The organism is Vibrio sp. 11-4(1), assembly GCF_013048625.1.
Lineage (GTDB): Bacteria > Pseudomonadota > Gammaproteobacteria > Enterobacterales > Vibrionaceae > Vibrio > Vibrio diabolicus.
In genome coordinates this window covers 70,881-90,718 of record NZ_VHSY01000010.1, presented here as the reverse complement: position 1 = coordinate 90,718, position 19,838 = coordinate 70,881, and the positions used below count along the sequence as shown (strand labels likewise).

The following is a 19,838-nucleotide window of genomic DNA, read 5'->3' as shown; positions in this document are numbered from 1 at the left end:
TTACAGCCCCATTTCGTCCATGAATTGACGCATGGAACGACGCACCCAAGATGCTGGTGGCAGTTTGATGGTTTCGCCAACAGGTAGCGGATTCATTGGCTCGTCTACGTCACAGACCAGACTTACCAGCCAATCAAGCTCAACCGTGGCGTAAGCTCTGTAAGAGACAAGATCCGCACGATAAACCTCATCAAGTCGAATGGTGTACTCAAACAGATCGGTATTGCCCGAACGGTTGACGTATTCCATGACGATGGCAAAGAAATGCGCCCGTAGAATATCGTCCTCGATGTTCTCTGCTGAGAGGCGGGATAACTTACTCATGATCACCCCCCATACGATACTTACCGTCTGCGATTAGCCCCGTTTTTGCCTTGAACAATCCCATTGCGCGCGAGGCCATTCCTGGCTCTTTCTTGGGCTTACGTAACAGGCCAAACAAGCTCTTAAGCGTTACCGTGTCGCCGATACTGTCTTGTGTAGCTGCATAGACCACAAACATGAGCGCGTAGGTATCAGGGCGCAGTTCTGACCAGTCAATGTTGTACGTTGGTTTACCATCCGTTCCCCGTACTTCTTCTACGATGGACGGCGACACTTCGAAGCGGCCACCAGCGTTAGGCGGGTAGGTGATAGCACTTAGGGATGTGAGATAGTTATAGGCTTCCATTGCCGACACAATGATCGGTCTGCCTTTTGCGTCCAGTTCGGACAGGCGAACGGCGCGCCCATACTTCGAAAAGTAGGGCGTAACCTCGTCCACCAGCACAATAAAACCGCCTTTTTTGAGCTTTTCTAGCTTCTTAGGCAAGGTAAGTTTGAGGCTCATTAAAGAGCGCTCTAATTGCTGGCATTCGATGATATGGAGTTGGCCATCATCCACACCAGCAAGCATAAGCCGTGGCTGGCCGGATGATAGAGTGAGTACAGCTATGCGCTTTCGTGCCATGTTGTGACCTCTAAGCGCGCTTTTTAAGATGGGGAATCTTGGTCAGTTTAACACCATTAACCAAGCTTTTTTAGCCTCGTTAATGACGTTTGTGTTAATTGGTGTTCGGAATGCTTAGGGTAAATATTTTCCAGTAGTTCAAGCGGCAATCCCGCCAGCTTATAGACCTTAAACAACAGCTCTATCTCTGTACCGTTGTGGATCTTCCATTGCGCTTTCCAGCCGTACTTCCCTTTTGCGTGGATAGGTATCATATCGGAATACTGAGCGCGCTTCTCCGCTTCTAGTAGCGTGTCGTGGTGATAACAACACAAGGGTAATACATACGCATGCGCCCGTTCTCCAACACGACCAAACACATGATGCAAGGAAATCACCGGATTCTCTCGGCCATGCAGCCAACACGCAATACATGGTAAGCGGCCAATGGCATCCATGATGCGCCTTTCCTCTGCCGTGGGCGTTCGGCCTTTCAATCCCTTACTGGCGATCTTTTTGGTCGGTTTCTTCGCTACAGGCTTCGCTTTTTGGCGCTCGATGCGCTGTTGCTGTTTGTCACGCTGCTTTTTCTGGTATTCGGGATCATTTAAGCGCTCGATTTGTCGCTGGCGCTGACGCTCTTGCTGCTGTAATTGCTTTTTGAAGCGTTTCTGCCGTTCCTCGGGATCGTTCATTTTGGCGATTTGCTTTGCTCGCGCCCGTTCCATTGATTGTTTTTGCTTCTCTCGTTGTCTTTGAAGTTTCTCTGCTATTGTCAAAGCCATTAAAAACACCTACTATTTGCTTGCTCTTGTTTCACATTTGCTGGTGGAACATGAAAAGGCTGGTAACTCGAATTTGCTGATTCGAACTGTTTGCTAAGGCCAGCCGCAAAAAAACCGCGTTTATTCGCGGTTTTTTTGTACCTATCAGAAGTAACTCTCAATTAAAACTCGATGGCATGGCTTGCCGTCATCGTTACGCATACGTTGCCCCAAACTGACGATCTTCATGAGCTTGGCCTCGTAGTCCCAAGGCTGATTTCGAATTAAACACTCTTTGGCTCGTTTAAGCGCTGGCGAGCCAACTAAAAGATAAACGGCTTTGCGAGGTTTCACGCAGCATTCTCCGTAGCAATGTTTGAGGAAGTGATCATAGATAGTGAACGTTCGGCAAACTTAAGCTCTGCTTTGCGCATATCAATGTCGCGCTCTACATGCAGTGTGAAGTTGTCACAGAACACACCTTTCTCTTTCTGGTGCGCGTTCAGCTTCTCTTTAAGTTGCGTTATTTCTTGATTGAGTTTTTCAATGTACGACTTGAAGTAAACCTCGCTGCCGATTTCCAGCATCACCGATGCAGGACTACGAATGATAGACAGGCCATCGCATGTAGATTCGTTGCGTAAAAGGTTAAGAACATGCTCGCCGTCTTGAGTTAAGCTGTAATTCTTGCGGTCTGGTTTACCGTCTTGCGCTTCAATTTCGTGTGACACTAAACCCTTTTCCGTCATGCGACCAAGTTCGCGGTACACTTGCTGGTGGCTGGCTTGCCATGCGCCAGATTCAGGCATTGTTCGGTTTGTTAGGTCATAGCCTGTTTGTGTTCTCTGCTCAAGAATTGCTAGAAGTAGATTACCCAAAGTCATAGTTAGTTACCTTTTGTTATTGATGCCAAATTTCACCCGTATCCTCGTCAATAAATCCATGACATAGATACTCTCTACTTGTTGAGTAATGCGTAAGTCTTCCCTTTAACGCCTTTTTGTTGCGGTTATGCCAGTGCTCGTATCCGGCAGTAAACGCATATTGGTTGTTGTTGTAGTCTGCATAATGCAGATCTGAGCCATTGCGAGCCTCACTCACTCCCGCCGACCAGCTTGCTAGAAAATCGTCACGCTCATTGAGTTTGATAGCTTGTCGCTCATCATCATGCACCCCAAGTAACGTGATAATTCCTAGCCCTTGCATGCGGTCAATGACGGTCGTATCGAAATAGCCGATGTAGATTTCATCGTGCGGGATAAACTCTACTTGTAGTGGCATTTCGTAGACCGTTCCATCTAGCGGTAGAGCTTCCATAAGCTCTATGAGTAGGCTCAACTGGTTTTTTGGAATTGCCATTGGCCAGCGCCTTGTCTAGTTGTTTAACCACATCAGCGCACATGGAAAAGCGAGGCATTTCATTTCGTATCGCTTTTTCGTCTGCGCCCTCAATAAAGGCTTTCGCCTCATCTGCACTCCCTAACACCCAACTCACACACGTTCGCTACCGCGCCAGTGTTGCGGTTAATGGCCATCGATACTGTTGCTCCGTGGTTAGACAGGGCAATAGTGCCTTTGCTGGTATTGAACGTTTTTATGGTCATTTTCTATAAATGATTGAGCGTGTTCGGAATGCGGGATGAGACTACCACATCAAAATTAGGATATGCAATAACTAATTTAGCCCTTAATATCAAAAAAATACACATGGATATAATTTTACGTGTTCGGAATGAAAAAGTGTTGCCATAATCCAAAGGTGGGATTAGATTACGCTCCAAGCAAACAGTCGGAGCAGTTTAAGAAATGAATCTAATTCACGGATTTTGCAGCACTAACCCACTAATTAACCCTGATATGTTGCTAATGCAGAGAGGTACATACGCCCACCAGCTAAAGCGACTTTTCACTGACAGCAAACTACGTGTTGGCCATCTTTATGAAATGAAAACGACAGCAAGTAGCAGTGTTAAGTTTTGGGACTCACTCTCTACTTATTTTGATGAGATTACTTACAAAGCCAAGGAAAGCTACACAGAGATTGATTCTCAATATCAATTTTTAACCTATCTAGCTGATGCGGTTTACTTGATCGAGAAAAAGGGCATTGATTGGGATGTCACCATCCAGTCATTGATTTTGGATGATGACCAAACGCAAGAAACCAACGATCAACAGCTACGCAATATCAGCCACCTTTTGAAGATGACAAAGCAATACGCAGAGCAGTTTTAACGATGGTGACGATTTACCCATTAGATGAACGCAGACACGCTTTGCGAGCTATCTAATGCGCTCGTTGGGGTTGGTGCCAATGATTGCACCGTATCTGCATCTGGCAGCGATATTCGTATCGATTTCGACCGAGAAGCTGACTCATACGGCGAAGCCGTTCAAACCGCGATACAGCAAGTTAATCAGGTGAGTGGTCTTATTGTGAAAGAGAGTGATCATGTGACCTCTCAATTAAAAGAGTTAGAGCCATCCGAATACTTAACCAACCAACAGACTATCCAAGCCTATATTGATGAAGCGGCAAGCACTGGCGAGCCCGAGATCATTGCAGAAGCCTTAGCTACCGTTACCAAGGCCAAAGGTATGGATAACACCTTACACCCGCGCGACAACCCTTCTTTATCGTCACTTATCGGGCTGGCCAACGTTCTAGGCATATCAGTTCGATTAGGTATCAACATTAAATAACTTATTCCAGTAGTTCGGTTGGGCCGAGTTACTGAAATAGTGCCTCGTCAGGAATCTAGTCAATTTAGTTTCACTTCTTACAGAACAGAAACTAACCCGCCAATTACCGGCTGCGACATCGCCTACAAGAAAAAACGGCGCGACAAGATTGATGATCTGAGCAAGGTTTTCGACAGAGCGTTTAGAGAAAGTAATGGACAAGTTCAGTCTCGTCCAAGAAATGGAATAAACTGCTCAAGAAGATTAGGATTAGTCGGATAATGAGTCAGTTATTATCAACGTTTTACTGTGTTCTTTACCGGTGTCCACAAGGCACTACGGGTAAAGCTTAATCCGTTACCTGACATTTGGTTAATGTAGTGAGGTAGCAGACTACTTCACCGAGCTATTTCGCCTTTCAATGGTGTTTGGATTGAGCTATTAGAATAGTCTTGTTGATGAGCAAATGGCTCAAAAACTGGCGATGTTCGTTAACGTACCACTCCAGAGTCAATAGTTACTATTGATAAGATAAAATACGTTAAGAAAAATTAATTATGAGTTTGGCTTTCAAAAATTTTATTTTTATTTCTTAATTTAAACCAAATTTTCTTTCTACCATTATTCTTCAAAATAAAACCTCCAAAACCACACCACTTTGGCCACTTGTTATTCTTTGAAGTAGGTCAAGTTTTGATTTTTGACTATTTGATTTTTTCTTTTTACTGATTTTTTTATTATTAGATACATTTATTAAATCAATGATTTTATTAGACATACAATGCCCCTTACTTAATGATTAGGGTGTACTGAACATGCGTTATTTTATGATATAGAATGAAGGGAGCTTACAGAGAAACTTATTAAGGATGACGCTGGGAAAACTGACTTTATACTTTTTTATCTGAAACAACTATTGATCAGAGCTACTACTTCCTTACCACTGGATTACAAGCGATAAGGAAGCTAAGTTTTGTAAGACTATTACAACGTCGTTACATTTTCTGCTTGAAGCCCTTTAGGACCTTTACCTACGGTAAAAGAAACCTTGTCGCCTTCAATAAGTTTTTTAAATCCATCCCCAACGATGTTGCGGAAGTGAACGAATAGGTCGTCGCCGTTATTTTGAGAAATGAAACCGAAGCCTTTAGCTTCATTAAACCACTTTACTGTACCAATTACTTGATTAGACATATTATGCCCCTTATATAAATTAAAATTAAGGTGCACTGAACATAAGTATTATTTTAAGGATATAGAATTAAGGGAGATACAGAGAAAAACTTGCTAGGGATGACACTGGAAAACTTACTTTATATTTTTTATCTTCAAACAACTCTTCGTCAGAGCAAAATCAACTATACACGTTTCAAAAATTAAAGATAGCTTTATTTTCTATTTTTATACTAATAATGCACGTTACAGACCCCGAAAGCGCGCCATATGAGCCGCTATAGAATGCTTTAAGCAACATTTTGACACCCAAGAGGAGCATTGTTCCTTCTCATCCTACTATAATCATAGAGCAACCTATATGAGTTAAAAGGCCGTTTTCTGTACTCGGTCTATCGTACTGATTTTTTCATATTAGGTCGTTTCAGTCTTCAAGGTGTTAAAGTTGGTATACTAAAACTAAATTATTATAAATGAGCGCAAACATGAAACAAAAGAACTACAACAAACTTAACGATGAAGAATTAGAGTTTGTTAATGACAAGGTCGCAGCCTTACTCCTAACAAGTCCTAGGAGTGCTCGTTTGTTGCTCTGGATAATGGTGAGTCTTTCAATTGTGATGGTTGGTTGGGCATCTTTTTCTGAGATAGATAAAGTCATTGTCGGTTTAGGGAAAGTCATTCCTTCCTCACAGGTTCAAGTTATACAAAACTTGGAAGGTGGGTTAATTAAAGAAATTTTAGTAAAAGAAGGTCAATTAGTCGAAAAAGGTCAACCATTAATTCTCATCGATGACACGCTCTTTCGTTCAGATTTTCGTGAGCATGAACAACAAGTCGCTAACTTGAGTGCATCTGTATTACAATTGACAGCCTCGATAAATAGCGTTCAAGTTAACAATGACTTTGACATTAAAGATTGGCGACAAAATGTCACACTAAACTATGACCAGCTAATGTTCCCATCATTTTTAGAAGAAACTCAACCTGAACTAATCCTACGTCAAAAAGCTGAGTATCTAGAAAACTTAAATAATATACGCAACCAGCTATCAGTGATTGATCAGCAAGTCATACAGAAACAACAGGATTTGATTGAAATAAAAGCACGAGTAGAAAACTTACGTAGGAGTTATCAATATGCAAAAAAGGAACTGGATATTACCAAACCTCTAGCTGACGAAGGTATAGTTCCACGCATTGAATTACTTAAATTACAACGACAAGCCAATGATAGCAGGCGTGAAATGACATCTAGCAAGCTTAAAATTCCCGTATTAGAGTCATTAATTCAAGAGTTCATGCTTAAACGAATAGAGGTCGCGCTACAATTCCGATCTGAACAACAAGAAAAACTTAATAGCACCCAAGATCAACTATCTTCTTTGGTAAAGTCTACAGTTAACTTAGAAGATAAAGTCAATAGAACCGTGGTTTACTCACCAGTAACGGGAAAAATTAAAACGTTGAGCATAAATACAGTTGGTGGAGTTATTCAACCAGGTATGGATATCGTTGAAATTGTGCCAACCGAAGACGCTCTACTGATAGAGGCAAAAATAGCACCAAAAGATATTGCATTTTTACGTCCTGAGCTACCTGTTATTGTCAAGCTTACCGCTTATGATTTTAGTAAGTACGGTGGTTTAAAAGGGGAGTTAGAACATATTAGTGCAGACACAATCCAGGATGAAGAAGGTAACGACTTTTATGTAGTACGTATACGTACTGATAAAACTGATCTCGGTGATAAAGATCTACCAATCATTCCAGGAATGACAACATCAGTTGACATAATAACCGGAAAGAGGACCATTTTAGAATACTTAATGGGGCCAATTCTAAATACAAAAAACACAACAGATTAATAACTTACACTGTTTTCACAAATCGTGATACCCGTTACCATTGAAGATGTTTAACTTCTTATGAAATTGGACTTATAAAGCCTAAGTTGCACAATTACAGTAGCCGCAAACATTTGACCGAGAATACGTACTTTCATATATGTCTCTATGGGCCCCCTCATCGCATTGTCACTAACTAATGAATATTAGTATATTAGGAACTAGTGTTCGGAATTATTATAAATGAATAGAATATTACTTTAACCGTACACTACTAACTTTTTCAATGTGTAACAATACGTCCATTACATCGCTGTGAGCCTTGAGTAACTTTCTCTTAGCAATCGTCCATGCCGCCAATTTCCCATAAGCGTTCACACTTACCTTAATGGAATGCTCATGCTTCTGGTTGTTCTCATCGTACTTGGTGTACCGCGCTACGTAGTATTGCTTACCATCGATGGTAGTTAACCGTGGTTCAAGACTTTTCGGCAAGCGCGCCAGCAAGTTGAATTGCTTACGAACGCGATCCCAACAACGCCCCCATAGTTCCTTGCCGATTTGGTTGCGTATTTTGGTTGCCTTGCGTAGACCTTTCTTTTCACCAATGCGAACAAACCCGACAGAGCGACGAATATAGCCCCCTTCCGGCTTAGGCACACTAACGGCATAACAGGTCTTTTTCTTGGTGATGAATCGATAGCCTGTGTTAGATACGAAATAAGCATAAGCGTTACGACACTCTGACACTCTATAACCCTCAAATAAACAAAACATGTAATTCCTTTCGGTTGGATTTGGCTGGCCATTGTTGCCCTTTCTTGGCCAAATGGATAACGTTACAGTGTAACTATGTTTTCTTATATTCCTAATTAATGCGACAGATTGATAGTCTTTAGGTCGTCATAACTGCAACCAAGCACCAGCTTGATTGCCTTTTTGCTGAACCCTTTTTTCATTAATTCTCTTACCTTTGGTTTAAGGTCATTCGGAATTGAGGTTCGGGAAAGTTCCTGTTGTCGAAGTTTAAATTCGTTTACTCGTAAGTTCGCGTTCATTAGAGCCTTACACATAATTTCCCCTCCCTCTATTCTGCCTTTGGTTTTAATGAAATGCCTGTTGTGTACTCTTTCGCTTCGTCGTGGAACGTTCTTAAGTAGTGGTCAGTCACGGCAACACTAGAGTGACCAAGCGCGTCCTTAATCACTTTCAAAGAGGCTTTCTTTTCAAGCAGGAGCATGGCGTACATTTTTCGCATCGAATGTGTTGATAGCTGATATGGCAATCTCAACTCCATTGCTATGCGCTTATACGCTCGGTTGATATACTGGATGCTGATCGCATTGCCCTTTTTGGCCAAGTGGTGATTAGATTGAAACATCAACTCATTATGCCCATTGTGTAAGTAGATACGTTTAATCAGTTCTTCCAGTTCGGCATTAACGTGAATGGTGATTCGAGCGGCCTCTTTAGCGGCTTTTTCGCTCTTACCTCGGGTCATACGGCCTTTAAAACCTTTTGATTGAACAATGCTAAATGACGACCGGATCACGCCATTTATCATCACATCGCTGAATTTTAGCTTCGAAATGTCGCAATAACGTAAACCTGTACGAACCTCCATTTCAATCATCATAGAGATAAGCGGGTTAATGTCATCCATTAAACGGATTATTTTTTCCAACTCGTCTAAGTCACGCGCAGGGAAAGCAGCCATTAGATCAACTCCACGTGATTAGCATTAACCGTTTTAAACTCGCCACCAACGAACACTTGAATTTGTAGGGTTCGGGATAACAAGCCAAATCCCAAGAATAAGCCTAGTTCGCCATCGACACGCACGAAGTCGTGGTGAACAGGTAAGCGGCCAAAGTGGTTGATCATCTTGGTTTGTGCTTGGATGCTTTGAGCTTCTTTAATTGTGTTTATGGCAAAGCGAAGTTGAGAGCGAATCTTTAGCGCATTATTACCTTTTCGAGCCTTGCTGATCGTGCCTTGCACACAAGGGAAGCCGTAGAAATTGCGAATGACGGCGGCGGCTTGTTCTTGGCCTCCACATTCATTAATTAGCTCATCCAAAGAGATAAAAATAAGGTCGTGGTGGCGCTCTTGGATGGCACTGCGTTTGCTCGACCACTCATCCGAAAGCGACACCAATTCATTTTTTTTAAACATTTTTGCTGATCCTTTTTTAGTAAAATTCCAGTGTTTGCTCGGAATATAATATATTCTAAAGGAATACCCTTTTCAACTCTGTTCGGAATGATTCCATTGAAAGTACAAAGAGTTCCAAAAGTGACCGATTAATCAACCTTTGACAAACAACGCAACAGTGCTCAAAACTCCACCAGCAAGAAGCCATTTTTTATCAATATTCCTATGGAATATTTAGGTTTTTTCACACAAAGCGCCAGGATTAGAAAACAACCCCACACAATGTATAAGTTATTGTTTTTATTATATTTTGTGTATTTAAGAGGAAATGACCAGCGACAAAACATTGAATAATTTAGTTTCAGTTCTGTATAGAACTGAAACTAAAAGAGGTTTTTTTGAAACTCGCCACGACAATTACCCGTCTGTGGCAATATAATGACGGTGTTACGGCGTCACGTGACACGAACAAATATACATATCCTCAATTATTATGCGGTATAGGTCACGTTCTCAAAACCTAACTGCTAGTAACGATATGTTTGCATTATTTTGCATATCTAGACAATCAAAGATCACAGTCTCATAATACTCCGCGAACATAAGCTCGGCTGGCGAGAATCCCCTAAACTCTTTCCAAATCAGAGCTATATACGTATTGGCTATCCAGTCAATTGGCTTAAGAGATATAGATATGCACTGCACGTTGAATCAATTAATTCCAATCGAAATACTAGATAAATGTGACCTGTCCCTAGATGTATTTAGCAGCTCGTTCCTCGATGACGCGACCGACATTTGCATGATGCATCTTATCCAATCGCATCCGAACGCACTATGCAATTCATCTATTAATCGTGATGACGTATTAAACTTCGTTCGAGATCACTTCTCCGCTTAAAAAGCAACACTTATAACGTTCTTCTGTTCGTTTTTTATTTAATTCCGAACACAAAAACGGTATGCTACGCATCAAGGATAAAGGTAGGGTTTTTCGTTACTCGCATACGCTCAGGGATGGAGTGTAACCTTTATCCTCCAATGTAATTTGGAGCAACCGTTCACCATGATTAATAAAAAAAATACTGAAATTAAAGATTTAAAAGCTATTGATATAGAAACACTTAATCAATTACTTGCAAACAAACAAACGGCAGATGCGCGCCTAAAACGTGCCTTGAAGCACCGCGCGACTTTTTCCGAACAAATAGATGGCAAGGAAGATAGTGGACTATTCAATGAACGCATCGTAGCTGTAGTAAAACGTGGTAATCCGACCACTCGTTTACTTGAGTATATTGAGGCCGCGAAATCAGCCAATAAAGAGCTTTTAGAGCGCGCACCTCAATACTTCAACAGCTCATCTAACTCATTTAAAGAGACGACCGTAATTGAGAACGTCCGTCGCGTTAACATCACAATTAATAAAGCAGCTAGCAGCCAGAAAGTCACTGGCGCACGTCTAGCCAAAAGACTTGAAGCATACCTACGCGACCTCGACCGTAAACTCTCCTACGATCTTCCAGAAGATGAGAAAGAACAGCTCACTAACAATAAAAACACTGCATTGAATGAATTGAAATACTTCAAAGACAATGCAGACGTTGAGTTTAGAAAGCGCGGTCAAGAACACAATGACATTGTAGCTATCATCCATACCTATGATGGCAACAATGGTGGCATTTCTCGCGTAGCTAAAAAGGTTCACGTTAACGCTGGTGGCCTTGTTCTAATTAGGCATCGCTCTTGTAAAGATCACGATGTGCTAATCACGAACAACACCACTGAGGGACGTTCGATATTCGATGAAGCAAATGCTTTTAAGTCGGTACTGTACCCTAACGCTAATATGTATATAGAAAGCGAAGTTGACGCTATTCGTGAAGCCAGAAAAGAGCTTAGAAGCAAGAACGAAAGCAAAGCACGTTCGCAGTTCGATGGATTAGTGAACTAAGGTTTTAAGCTATATTATTGTTGTTCCGCTTTGATTGGTGATTTGGTGGCGATATTTAACGGTATCGCCACCTTTTCATATTACTTTTATATGTTGGCACCAACGGAATTAAGCATCGTCCGATTCAAGCGCTTCCAGTACCCATTGTTCTACGGAACTGCGAGACTCTAGCATGCTCTCTGTTACTTCCATTTCGTGCGGCACATAATCTACCAATTGAGAAAAACAGTATGTATCCCAACGGTCAGGTGATGGGATGTTCATTTTCTCTTTCATCATCGGTTTTGGCATCATTACCCATTGGCCTGACTCGTTGATTGCACAAGGTATTTTACTGCCTTGTTCTGCCGTCTTGACGTTCTTATCTATCTGCATGCGGCCTTGGTTTATCGCATCCCGAGCCATAACATTGGCATACGCACGCTGGTTAAAGAAACGCTGCTTATCGCTGGTGGAGTGCATCTTCTTACCCCAACGAATGCGCTGTACGCGCCGTCCGTAGCGTTCTAAGCAAGTCGCCGTGTCATAACCTACACCGTCACTATCCACTGCTATCGTGATGTTTGGGTACAAGTCCTCACTACACTCTGCATGGATAATGTCAGCGAACCGAACCGGATCGACCGTGCTTGGTTGTTCAAGCAATTTCACGCTCTTAACGATGCGCTCCATGCGTTGACCCCAAACCTTGCAGATATTGAGTATCGAGCGGTCACGACCATTACCCACGTCCACCAGCGCAGCCCAACCCCAACCATCGGGCATATCGAGGTTGAGCCTTGCGCTTTTGTCCAGTGCATCCCGACTAAGCAGCATGCCAGCAATGGAACTTGGGAACTCCCCACGTACTTTAATCAGGTATTCCGGTGCCTCTCGACCGCCATACTCCAATCGCTTATCGAGGATAAATTCCACGGTTACGAACGGCGATTCCTCGGAGTTAAGCCGGATGGCTCGCCATCGACCACTAGGCTCGGCTAATCGGTGATGCGTATCGTAGAAATAGCCGCTAGGGCGCGTTGGCTGGCTCAATAACAGCATTCGGTTATCTTTCTCGGTCAATGCACCCGCTAACACACCAAAAGCCTTGTCAGAGACGCCTGACGCCTCATCGACAATAACAAACAAGTGTTTAGCGTGTTCACCCGCTAGCGCTTCCTCGTTACCAATACGGCACGATTTAGCACTGGTTTGCCAGATACCTTTTGCTGAGTTTTCAAAAAAGGCTGTCTCGGTAATGGTGAAGTATTGCTGTAACCAACCATGCTTTTGTAAGAGCGTGTTCCAGTTGGATTTTAGGTACTTCCATACACCGATTTGTACCTGTCTCGCGTTGTTCGCCACCAGCACAACACGCGCATTGGGGAAACAGAGCATGAAAGCAATGATCATGATACTGGTCATGTCTGACTTGCCTGTACCGTGGCCAGAGCTGACAGTCGTTCGCGCACCAATACGCTGAGCACTATCAATGATTTTGCGCTGCTGCCAGCTCGGCTTCTTACCGACTAGCTCAACAGCGAGGCGTTTCCAGTCATAGCGATACCGCTTAACTAGGGCAGGGTAACGGGGATCTTGTGTTACGCTCTTTATTCGTCTAGCCACCAAGTACCTCGAAGCTGTCTACATCGTCAAACCCCGACACTCCCTCGTTATCGAGGTCATCATAGGCTTGCTCTTTAGCGGCTTCGTTTTGTATTTGGGATGGGGATAGGGTAGGTTCTACGCCGTTCTCTAGGTCTTCGGCTTCTTTGATTCGTCGGTTTACTTCTTCTTTGCGCGCAGGTAGCCAGTTATCTTGCTGCTCAATCTGCTCTAACGTGTAGTCATCAAACAGCTCATCCAGCTCTTGCTCACTGATACCAGTGTCTTCTACTTCTGGTTCTAGGTTCGCTAGCTCTACCTTAGCTTCATGCAATAGCGTTGCTGGTGGACGTGCACCTAACTTCTCGATTTGCTGACACGTCTCTAAGGCTGTCCAGTTGTTCTTAGTGCGCAGAGAAAGCATTTCTATTACTAGGCTGGTTTCTTCCGCTGGCAGTAAGTGTGGCATCATCAATTCAGCGTATTCCTGTTTACGCAAATCGATGTAGCGCTTGGCCTCTTGTTTGGCCATCGTGGAAATACTCAATTCCAGTTCACGCAATCTGGTGCCATAGCCAAAGATGAGACGGTCACGCATGGCGTTTATGTCTACTGGCTGGTTTTCGTCATCGAGCGGAATGTCTCCGCTTTCTTCCATTTCATCGATCTCTTTAAGGCGTTTAGCTAACGTCTCATTCATTCGGTAATACTGCGAACGGGCAATAATCAGTTCGTTGCAAACCGAAAGCGGATCGGTATCCATGAGAATATCCATGATTTCGCCAGTAATACCCGCACTACGGGCATAACCACCATGCACAACAGGGCGACCCACTTGAGCACTGGAATACTGCGAAAGTCCCTCAACTGATCGCGGCTTGCGCAGTGATCCAATACCTCCTGTTTTCGCGCGATCGCCTTGCGCACTTTGCGCTTGCGCAGTTGCCCCCGCTTCTTTGGACTTTGATTTATCAGCCCTTTTTTTCTTCTTGTCGTTTTTCGCTTCTTGAAATTTCGCTAATTGCTCATCGTAAAGATCAAATAATCGATCAAACTCGGGCAGCGATCGCATGGAATTAAACTGGCGGCGCAATGTCGCACCGTTCACCCCTTTATCTTTCGCAAAAGCGGCCATCGTGAGCGTTGGGTTTTGAGCGCCACGCACGAGAAATTCTTTCAAAAGGGAATGCCAGTCATTGCCCTGACTGGTCTTTTTCGCTTTGATTTTTGGCATAACGGACGGTTGGAACTTGCCGCCCGTTTTGGCTGGCCGTTTTATATATCGCTTAGCGGTGCCGTACTTTAGTCCGTTGGCTTCGCAATACTCGGCCAGCGTCAAAGTCGGCTGCTTCTCTAACTGCTCCCAAAACTGCTGTTGGTGAGCCTGATAGTCAATCTTGCCGGACACGGTTAAACTCCACTTATTTCGTTACATTCGGAATAATACAGAGTTTATCGAGCCAATCACAACAAGGATGAAGCCAGATGAAACAACCATTTGATTGTCAATAAGGCTTTAAAGACAAAATTTAATAACGCGACATTAAATAGTATTTACAGTAACGATTTTCTGCATATAATCATGGCCAGCTAGTGAGTAACGCTACTTATGTACAATTGATTCTGCGGCACAATATAGTAATTGGCTGCGTTATCTCACTAGCCACCTTTCCCCCATACCCAAGACAACGCGCTACGTGATGAAAGGAATACCCCTTGAAAGCACCCGAGCGCATCAAATTCAGACACAAAGCCAAAACCAAAGCGCGACAAGCCACGTTTAGAACTCGCCAGCGGGAAAAGGGTTTAGCACTACTGCAAGCGCGTATCTCACGCCTTGCTCACGCCAAAGCATGCGAACAATGCGAACAGAACGGCATTACCCTGACTGACCTATATCAATTGGCCATCAACAACACTGACCCGAACCAGCTACCAGAAAAGCACCCCGAGGTGACAGAGGGCGACCTTGTAGGAACACGCCAAATTAGCCCTTGGATTGATCCCGAAGTGGCAAAGACGTTCGAGGAATTGGCCACCAACTACCGCAATCGAACCATAGCGATGAGTGCCATCGTCTATGCGTATTGTGTTCATTGCGAGGAAGAATGAACCGAACCGGACACGCGTGGGGAGCACTGTGCTTTGCACCCGTTCCTCTCGCCTTAATGGCAGACACAACACCACTGCATTCAATCCTGGCATTTCTTGGTTGCTTAAGCGGTTCGGGCGCACCAGACTGGCTTGAATTTGACAGAATCCCGCACCGAACTTACACCCATACCCTTTCGTTATGGCTCGCTGTAACGGCTTATGGCTATCATTTGGCAATAGGGGATACATTCGTACTCATTGAGGCGTTAAAAGCCACCAGCACGATTCTAGGTGCAATTCTGTGTGGATTTGGATGCGGTTGTATCTCGCATTGGCTTGGGGATGTGCTAAACCGCCAGCCAGTGCCGATTTTTACCCCATTTGATAAGTACTGTTTGAATCTATTCGCTTCGGGGAGCCACCAGCGAACCACATGCGTATTCATTTTCTCGGTAGCATGTATTTTAGTTGGCTTTTTACGGCCTTTGTTATTCCGAATAGACTTGTTAAAAATGACGTTTTTAACATAAGAAAAGGCCACGTTTTACCGTGGCCTTTTGATTTTGAGGAGTTGTCAATAACAGGTAATTCAATAACCAATCAATTGGCCATCTATATTTTGGAGTATCCACGTCCATTTTCTTGCGAGCGAGGTAAATATAGGACATCAAAAACGCCTTTTCAATAGGCTGAAACGCGACACATAAAAAAGAGCCAGTATTTCTACCAGCTCTTTTGCAAACCTTCTTTGAATCACTCGCCGAAGCTGTACGTTTCACACGAAAACAAGGCAATTATATTGATATTTACCTCGAAAAATCAAGAAAAAGCGCCAGTGGAATAACCAAAGGCGCTTGAGCACAGTTGTCTAAGATTTTTAAAGGAAAACACGGTCGTCACAATGGCAACTATGTAACTCGCGTATAAATAAATTTATCCGTTCGGAATGCGTAGTTCAAGTGTTTTTTTTATCCATCAGCACTAGTCAAAGCACACGTTATCCATCAAACAAGGAGTCTGCACCGATTAGCGGTATAAGGCGAAGTAAAACATCCTCCATAACCCCACTTTCAGCGGTGGCAATCTTCTTGGCTTTGCGATCTTTCCAAGACAGGGTTTGGATTAAGCTAGAAGCAACCACACAAGGTTTATCTAGGTTATTTACGGGAACTTCCGTTGCTTGGCCGCGAATACTGGTGCTAATAGGGCAGCAAATGAGTAATCCTGTTTGTTGGTTATATTCTTTGCTGGAAAGCACTAGCGCAGGACGGTACTTGCCAATTTCCTTTCCCTTTGTTGGCTCAAAGTCGAGCCAGATAATATCGTTTCGTTTAGGAATAAACTGCGCCATTATTCACCTAACTCCTTGCCTGAAACTATTGCCAGCTCATCGGCGTGTGCCGTATTTGCATCTAAACCTTTCAATAGTTCTTTTTCGCTAAATGGAAAGCTTTTTTTTGGGCGCTTGATTGGCTCAATGATTATCTTGCCACCATCAGTTTTAACCTCAATATCCGCCCCCTCCGCTAGCCCTAATTGCTTGATAAAGGCAGCAGGGATGATGTTACCGAGGCTATTCCCTATTTTTCGCACTTGAGTACGCATAATCCACCTCTCATGTTGGTACGATGTTATAACAATAATATTGTATACCTTTGACTCAAAGTGTCAACTTTGTTATAACCACCTAGCCAACACTACTTTCAGTTTGCTTAAGGTGATTGTTTATCTCGTGAATCATCTTGCGTAGGGAGTTATCCAGCTCTTTGGTGTACAGCTTATCCTTGGCCAGTTCTCGCTTAAGGATGCGGTCGTGTTTGCGATGCCAGAATAGTTCGTGGACTTTTCTCATAGTGCCTACTCATATAGGCGCTCTTTGGTAGGGGATAGATAGAACAAAGGGCTAACCCTCTTTCGAAGATCAACCCTTTGCCCTCTTTGGGAGCCTGTAGGTTTTTACCCTACAACGCTTGCACAACCTTATTAAACAAGCGCACCGTATAGGAAGTCGTATCCGTCACTGTCCTATGGGGATAATACTAAACTCATTCCGAACATATCACAATATTAGTTTGCATTTCATTTTGTGATTTTTACCAATTTAAAGATTGTTTCTGTCGCTTTTTGCTGGTGGCTTTCTTGAGTGTTTCGTAGTAGCCAATCTTTATCAAAAAGAAGTACCAGAGCGCATTAAGAGGCGTGATTTGCCTAAACTGTAGGTCAGCAAACCAGAATCGCTTTTTCAGATGCTTAATGGCCATGTAGGCTAACCATTGGTGTTTGAATCTAAGTACCGTCACTAGGCGCGTTTTCTTCACCTTAAGCGTGAATACATAGACCCTTGGTTTACTCATAGCTTGCTTTCCCCTCTAACTGGTATCGAAGCGGAGCAGTAAGCCATCCCCAACGTTTATGTCGCCATATGTCGCTAATCGTGGACTGGTGCACCCCGTATTCCTCGGCTAACGTGTGTTGGCATACCTGCTTAGTGAATAAGAGCTCGTAGATGCGTAGAACTTCGCTAGGGGATAGCTTGGATGCGCAGTTCTTTCCTCGGCGGTCTACGTTGTCCTTGACGGCCTTTTCAGCGGGTACGCAAGCCTTAAGTCGTCTTAGCACTCGGCGGTAACTGGTATCGGTAGCGGCGCATAGCTGTCTTGCGGTCATTACCTTGCCTTGGTAGGTCACAAGGTGCTTGGTAGCCTCGGCCAGTAGTTTCTCTCCGATTCGTAGTCCTTTGTGATACGCGCGATAAAGGGAAGTCATTGGATAGCCAGTTAACTGAGCGAGACGGTACACGCTCATCGATTGACCCTGATATTGAATGCTCATAGTGACTCACTCCCTTAAGCCACTTTAGCGATTTGCTCGTAGATACCAGTAAGGTGCATTCTACCTACCTTACGGTTAAAGCGCATGGATGGTGTTTGTAGACCTTTCTCGGTAAAGAGCACTAAGGCACTGCCGAAGTTCACACCTTGCTTTTTGGTGTGCCCATCTGTCTCATAGAACGGGTAACGGCCATCCGGCTTGTAAATCATCGTGGCGTAGCCCTCAACCAAGTCCAGCCACCACGTTGTGAGTTCTTCATGTGGTAACAGCATCATACCGTCACGGCCTTTTCTGGCTTGTTCTAGCGCCTTTTCCAGAAACTCAAACTTAAGGTCAAACGGGGGATTGCACCACCAGCCATCTTCCCATTCGCCTTGTAGGCCATCGAACCCAACACAAACAGGGTTTAGGAGTTGAGCGGCCTTGTGTTTTAGCTTAAGGCTTGGGAATCCACTCGGCTGTTCGTTAATCCAGTCAGGAGCCACGTAGAAGCGGTTCACCTTGGCGGTTTGTGGCTCGGCGGCAACATCTAAAACAAACTCTTTTCCGGTATCACGTCGAAAGAGGAATTGAGCATCAAAGAAACAGTCCCAACGAGTCGCCCATTTGTTCTTTGCGCCCTCGACGGTCTTACTTTTGACTAGGTGCGCCATTCTCTGACTTCTCCCCACTCTTGGCCGCGACAGTAATGCGCTCGATGCGTTCTGCGTCCAAATCAATCTTCACTCGCTCTATCTTTGGATAGACCACCAATCCATAAAAGCTGTATGTGCCAATACCGACAACAGCCACCAGCGCTAACACAATGGTTATGGCCAGTAGCCGAACGGAGCCGATAAAGACACGTAGCCCAATTGCCTTACTATCATTCATGGACGCGTACCATGTCCTTGTAAGCAGAGAACAATACGCTGTGCTCGGTTTTGACACCTAAGCGCTCTTTCGTCGCCGGATTAATGGTTGTGCGTTCACGCTCTATGTGACGGAAACGGCCAAAGCCTCGAATTCGCACCTCACGGCCTTTCGCAATCTCAACCAGAATGTGATTGATCATTGCGTCCAGACAATCGCCCACCAGCTCTGCATCATCACCAGTAAGCTTTAAGCCAAGGCGCTTAGAAATGTTTCTTTCAATGTCAGTTCGGTTTAAGCGTGTGCTCATTAATGTGCCCCCTTGATCTCGTTTACCTTGTTTGCCAGCTCATCGCGGAATACATCCGATGCACTAAAAGTCAGCTTGTCTCGCGCAGCTACAATCGCTGGTGCTCCCGTTTTTGGATTACGGCCAGCTCGCGCTTTCTTAAGGCGAGGTGCGAACGTACCGAAACCACTAAGCAATACAGCATTGCCCTCAATCATGGTTTGAGTTGAGATTTCTTCGATAAAGGCATCAAAAACCAGCTCGCATTCTTCACGTAATGCGCCAGTTTCTTTTTTCATTGCTGAGATCAGTTCGTGCTTACCTACGGCTTTTTGTTTAGACACGCTAAGTCCTCTTGAATATCTTTCAGATAAATTCCGTGCTGTTGGCCTAGAAGATTGATGGCGTAAAGAACCAGTTCTTCTCGACTGCTACAGCCAAGTTCTATTTGGAGTCGCCTAATTTGCTCTCGTTGTGTCGCGCTGGCGCGATAGTATTGACGTTTAATGTCAAACCTAGCCATCTTGGCAAGATGACGATTCCAGCGATGCTGAGGGGTTAAGGCGTTTTTCTTGGGTTTGCGTCCTGCCATGAGACGATTATAACCATTCCGAACACGCCGTAAATATTCCGAACACAACTTCTGTTTTTAACACAAAAAAAATACCGCCCATATAGGCGGCAT

At 44.0% G+C, this 19,838-nt stretch carries 29 protein-coding genes; 6 read left to right on the top strand and 23 right to left on the bottom strand.

Annotated features, from left to right (window positions below):
• From FKN16_RS19595 to FKN16_RS19570, 6 genes are all read right to left on the bottom strand, one after another.
• Complete coding sequence (locus FKN16_RS19595) at positions 1 to 324, bottom strand: hypothetical protein (protein WP_074190787.1); 324 nt, start codon at positions 322 to 324, stop codon at positions 1 to 3.
• Entirely contained in the window at positions 317 to 949 is a 633-nt protein-coding gene (locus FKN16_RS19590; RefSeq protein ID WP_074190788.1) for a hypothetical protein, read from the bottom strand. The genes FKN16_RS19595 and FKN16_RS19590 overlap by 8 nt, the downstream gene beginning before the upstream one ends.
• 56 nt (positions 950 to 1,005) lie before the next feature.
• On the bottom strand, positions 1,006 to 1,713 hold the full coding sequence (locus FKN16_RS19585; RefSeq protein ID WP_074190789.1) for a Ref family recombination enhancement nuclease: 708 nt from the start codon (positions 1,711 to 1,713) through the stop codon (positions 1,006 to 1,008).
• Positions 1,714 to 1,857: 144 nt separating this feature from the next.
• On the bottom strand, positions 1,858 to 2,046 hold the full coding sequence (locus FKN16_RS19580; protein WP_074190790.1) for a hypothetical protein: 189 nt from the start codon (positions 2,044 to 2,046) through the stop codon (positions 1,858 to 1,860).
• Positions 2,043 to 2,576, bottom strand: a complete 534-nt coding sequence (locus FKN16_RS19575; protein ID WP_052484257.1) for a PadR family transcriptional regulator — start codon at positions 2,574 to 2,576, stop codon at positions 2,043 to 2,045. Before FKN16_RS19575 ends, FKN16_RS19580 begins: the two co-directional genes overlap by 4 nt.
• A 16-nt stretch (positions 2,577 to 2,592) precedes the next feature.
• The gene (locus FKN16_RS19570; RefSeq protein ID WP_048626724.1) at positions 2,593 to 3,051 is read right to left on the bottom strand and encodes a hypothetical protein; all 459 of its coding nucleotides are present in this window, start codon (positions 3,049 to 3,051) and stop codon (positions 2,593 to 2,595) included.
• Between the two features lie 447 nt (positions 3,052 to 3,498).
• Between FKN16_RS19570 and FKN16_RS19565 the strand changes: the two genes are divergently transcribed.
• Both FKN16_RS19565 and FKN16_RS24610 read left to right on the top strand, forming a co-directional pair.
• Positions 3,499 to 3,927, top strand: coding sequence for a hypothetical protein (locus tag FKN16_RS19565; protein ID WP_074190791.1), 429 nt, complete (start codon positions 3,499 to 3,501; stop codon positions 3,925 to 3,927).
• A 24-nt stretch (positions 3,928 to 3,951) separates the two neighbouring features.
• Positions 3,952 to 4,395, top strand: coding sequence for a hypothetical protein (locus FKN16_RS24610; protein ID WP_242657431.1), 444 nt, complete (start codon positions 3,952 to 3,954; stop codon positions 4,393 to 4,395).
• Positions 4,396 to 5,002: 607 nt separating this feature from the next.
• Here FKN16_RS24610 and FKN16_RS19555 read toward each other — a convergent pair.
• Both FKN16_RS19555 and FKN16_RS19550 read right to left on the bottom strand, forming a co-directional pair.
• Positions 5,003 to 5,152 carry a hypothetical protein gene (locus FKN16_RS19555; protein WP_165615990.1) on the bottom strand — a complete coding sequence of 50 codons (150 nt, stop codon included), beginning with the start codon at positions 5,150 to 5,152 and terminating at the stop codon, positions 5,003 to 5,005.
• 206 nt (positions 5,153 to 5,358) lie between these two features.
• Positions 5,359 to 5,568: a cold-shock protein gene (locus FKN16_RS19550; RefSeq protein WP_017634094.1), complete on the bottom strand. Its 210-nt coding sequence runs from the start codon at positions 5,566 to 5,568 to the stop codon at positions 5,359 to 5,361.
• 464 nt (positions 5,569 to 6,032) lie between these two features.
• Between FKN16_RS19550 and FKN16_RS19545 the strand changes: the two genes are divergently transcribed.
• Positions 6,033 to 7,415: an HlyD family type I secretion periplasmic adaptor subunit gene (locus tag FKN16_RS19545; RefSeq protein ID WP_074190792.1), complete on the top strand. Its 1,383-nt coding sequence runs from the start codon at positions 6,033 to 6,035 to the stop codon at positions 7,413 to 7,415.
• A gap of 234 nt (positions 7,416 to 7,649) precedes the next feature.
• Here the strand turns inward: FKN16_RS19545 and FKN16_RS19540 are convergent, their stop codons facing one another.
• The 3 genes from FKN16_RS19540 to FKN16_RS19530 all read right to left on the bottom strand — a co-directional run bounded on the left by FKN16_RS19540 (position 7,650) and on the right by FKN16_RS19530 (position 9,569).
• The gene (locus FKN16_RS19540; protein WP_017634092.1) at positions 7,650 to 8,171 is read right to left on the bottom strand and encodes a hypothetical protein; all 522 of its coding nucleotides are present in this window, start codon (positions 8,169 to 8,171) and stop codon (positions 7,650 to 7,652) included.
• A 310-nt stretch (positions 8,172 to 8,481) separates the two neighbouring features.
• On the bottom strand, positions 8,482 to 9,111 hold the full coding sequence (locus FKN16_RS19535; protein ID WP_033905402.1) for a tyrosine-type recombinase/integrase: 630 nt from the start codon (positions 9,109 to 9,111) through the stop codon (positions 8,482 to 8,484).
• Positions 9,111 to 9,569 carry a hypothetical protein gene (locus tag FKN16_RS19530; RefSeq protein WP_074190793.1) on the bottom strand — a complete coding sequence of 153 codons (459 nt, stop codon included), beginning with the start codon at positions 9,567 to 9,569 and terminating at the stop codon, positions 9,111 to 9,113. Before FKN16_RS19530 ends, FKN16_RS19535 begins: the two co-directional genes overlap by 1 nt.
• 1,045 nt (positions 9,570 to 10,614) lie before the next feature.
• On the opposite strand from FKN16_RS19530, the gene FKN16_RS19525 reads away from it, so the two are divergent.
• On the top strand, positions 10,615 to 11,502 hold the full coding sequence (locus tag FKN16_RS19525; RefSeq protein WP_033905404.1) for a hypothetical protein: 888 nt from the start codon (positions 10,615 to 10,617) through the stop codon (positions 11,500 to 11,502).
• A gap of 108 nt (positions 11,503 to 11,610) precedes the next feature.
• On the opposite strand, the gene FKN16_RS19520 is transcribed toward FKN16_RS19525, so the two are convergent.
• Entirely contained in the window at positions 11,611 to 13,107 is a 1,497-nt protein-coding gene (locus FKN16_RS19520) for a hypothetical protein (RefSeq protein ID WP_017634087.1), read from the bottom strand.
• Positions 13,100 to 14,494, bottom strand: a complete 1,395-nt coding sequence (locus FKN16_RS19515) for a hypothetical protein (RefSeq protein ID WP_033905406.1) — start codon at positions 14,492 to 14,494, stop codon at positions 13,100 to 13,102. The genes FKN16_RS19520 and FKN16_RS19515 overlap by 8 nt, the downstream gene beginning before the upstream one ends.
• A 308-nt stretch (positions 14,495 to 14,802) precedes the next feature.
• On the opposite strand from FKN16_RS19515, the gene FKN16_RS19510 reads away from it, so the two are divergent.
• Positions 14,803 to 15,198 carry a hypothetical protein gene (locus FKN16_RS19510; RefSeq protein WP_033905407.1) on the top strand — a complete coding sequence of 132 codons (396 nt, stop codon included), beginning with the start codon at positions 14,803 to 14,805 and terminating at the stop codon, positions 15,196 to 15,198.
• The gene (locus FKN16_RS19505; protein WP_074190795.1) at positions 15,195 to 15,710 is read left to right on the top strand and encodes a metal-dependent hydrolase; all 516 of its coding nucleotides are present in this window, start codon (positions 15,195 to 15,197) and stop codon (positions 15,708 to 15,710) included. The genes FKN16_RS19510 and FKN16_RS19505 overlap by 4 nt, the downstream gene beginning before the upstream one ends.
• Before the next feature lie 467 nt (positions 15,711 to 16,177).
• Here FKN16_RS19505 and FKN16_RS19500 read toward each other — a convergent pair whose 3' ends face one another.
• The 10 genes from FKN16_RS19500 to FKN16_RS19455 form a co-directional block, all read right to left on the bottom strand.
• Entirely contained in the window at positions 16,178 to 16,531 is a 354-nt protein-coding gene (locus tag FKN16_RS19500) for a type II toxin-antitoxin system PemK/MazF family toxin (RefSeq protein WP_033905408.1), read from the bottom strand.
• Positions 16,531 to 16,785: an AbrB/MazE/SpoVT family DNA-binding domain-containing protein gene (locus FKN16_RS19495; protein ID WP_048626736.1), complete on the bottom strand. Its 255-nt coding sequence runs from the start codon at positions 16,783 to 16,785 to the stop codon at positions 16,531 to 16,533. The genes FKN16_RS19500 and FKN16_RS19495 overlap by 1 nt, the downstream gene beginning before the upstream one ends.
• Before the next feature lie 82 nt (positions 16,786 to 16,867).
• Entirely contained in the window at positions 16,868 to 17,032 is a 165-nt protein-coding gene (locus FKN16_RS19490) for a hypothetical protein (RefSeq protein ID WP_155396209.1), read from the bottom strand.
• 241 nt (positions 17,033 to 17,273) lie between these two features.
• On the bottom strand, positions 17,274 to 17,534 hold the full coding sequence (locus FKN16_RS19485) for a hypothetical protein (RefSeq protein WP_033905410.1): 261 nt from the start codon (positions 17,532 to 17,534) through the stop codon (positions 17,274 to 17,276).
• Complete coding sequence (locus FKN16_RS19480) at positions 17,527 to 18,012, bottom strand: hypothetical protein (protein ID WP_048626738.1); 486 nt, start codon at positions 18,010 to 18,012, stop codon at positions 17,527 to 17,529. The genes FKN16_RS19485 and FKN16_RS19480 overlap by 8 nt, the downstream gene beginning before the upstream one ends.
• A gap of 14 nt (positions 18,013 to 18,026) precedes the next feature.
• Entirely contained in the window at positions 18,027 to 18,665 is a 639-nt protein-coding gene (locus FKN16_RS19475) for a DNA N-6-adenine-methyltransferase (protein WP_170903397.1), read from the bottom strand.
• The gene (locus tag FKN16_RS19470) at positions 18,643 to 18,885 is read right to left on the bottom strand and encodes a hypothetical protein (protein WP_017634081.1); all 243 of its coding nucleotides are present in this window, start codon (positions 18,883 to 18,885) and stop codon (positions 18,643 to 18,645) included. Before FKN16_RS19470 ends, FKN16_RS19475 begins: the two co-directional genes overlap by 23 nt.
• The gene (locus FKN16_RS19465; RefSeq protein WP_170903396.1) at positions 18,878 to 19,174 is read right to left on the bottom strand and encodes an HU family DNA-binding protein; all 297 of its coding nucleotides are present in this window, start codon (positions 19,172 to 19,174) and stop codon (positions 18,878 to 18,880) included. Before FKN16_RS19465 ends, FKN16_RS19470 begins: the two co-directional genes overlap by 8 nt.
• A complete protein-coding gene (locus FKN16_RS19460; protein WP_052484255.1) occupies positions 19,174 to 19,497 on the bottom strand; it encodes an HU family DNA-binding protein in 324 nt (107 codons plus the stop codon). The genes FKN16_RS19465 and FKN16_RS19460 overlap by 1 nt, the downstream gene beginning before the upstream one ends.
• Entirely contained in the window at positions 19,476 to 19,745 is a 270-nt protein-coding gene (locus FKN16_RS19455; protein WP_170903395.1) for a hypothetical protein, read from the bottom strand. The genes FKN16_RS19460 and FKN16_RS19455 overlap by 22 nt, the downstream gene beginning before the upstream one ends.
• Positions 19,746 to 19,838: the final 93 nt, after the last annotated feature.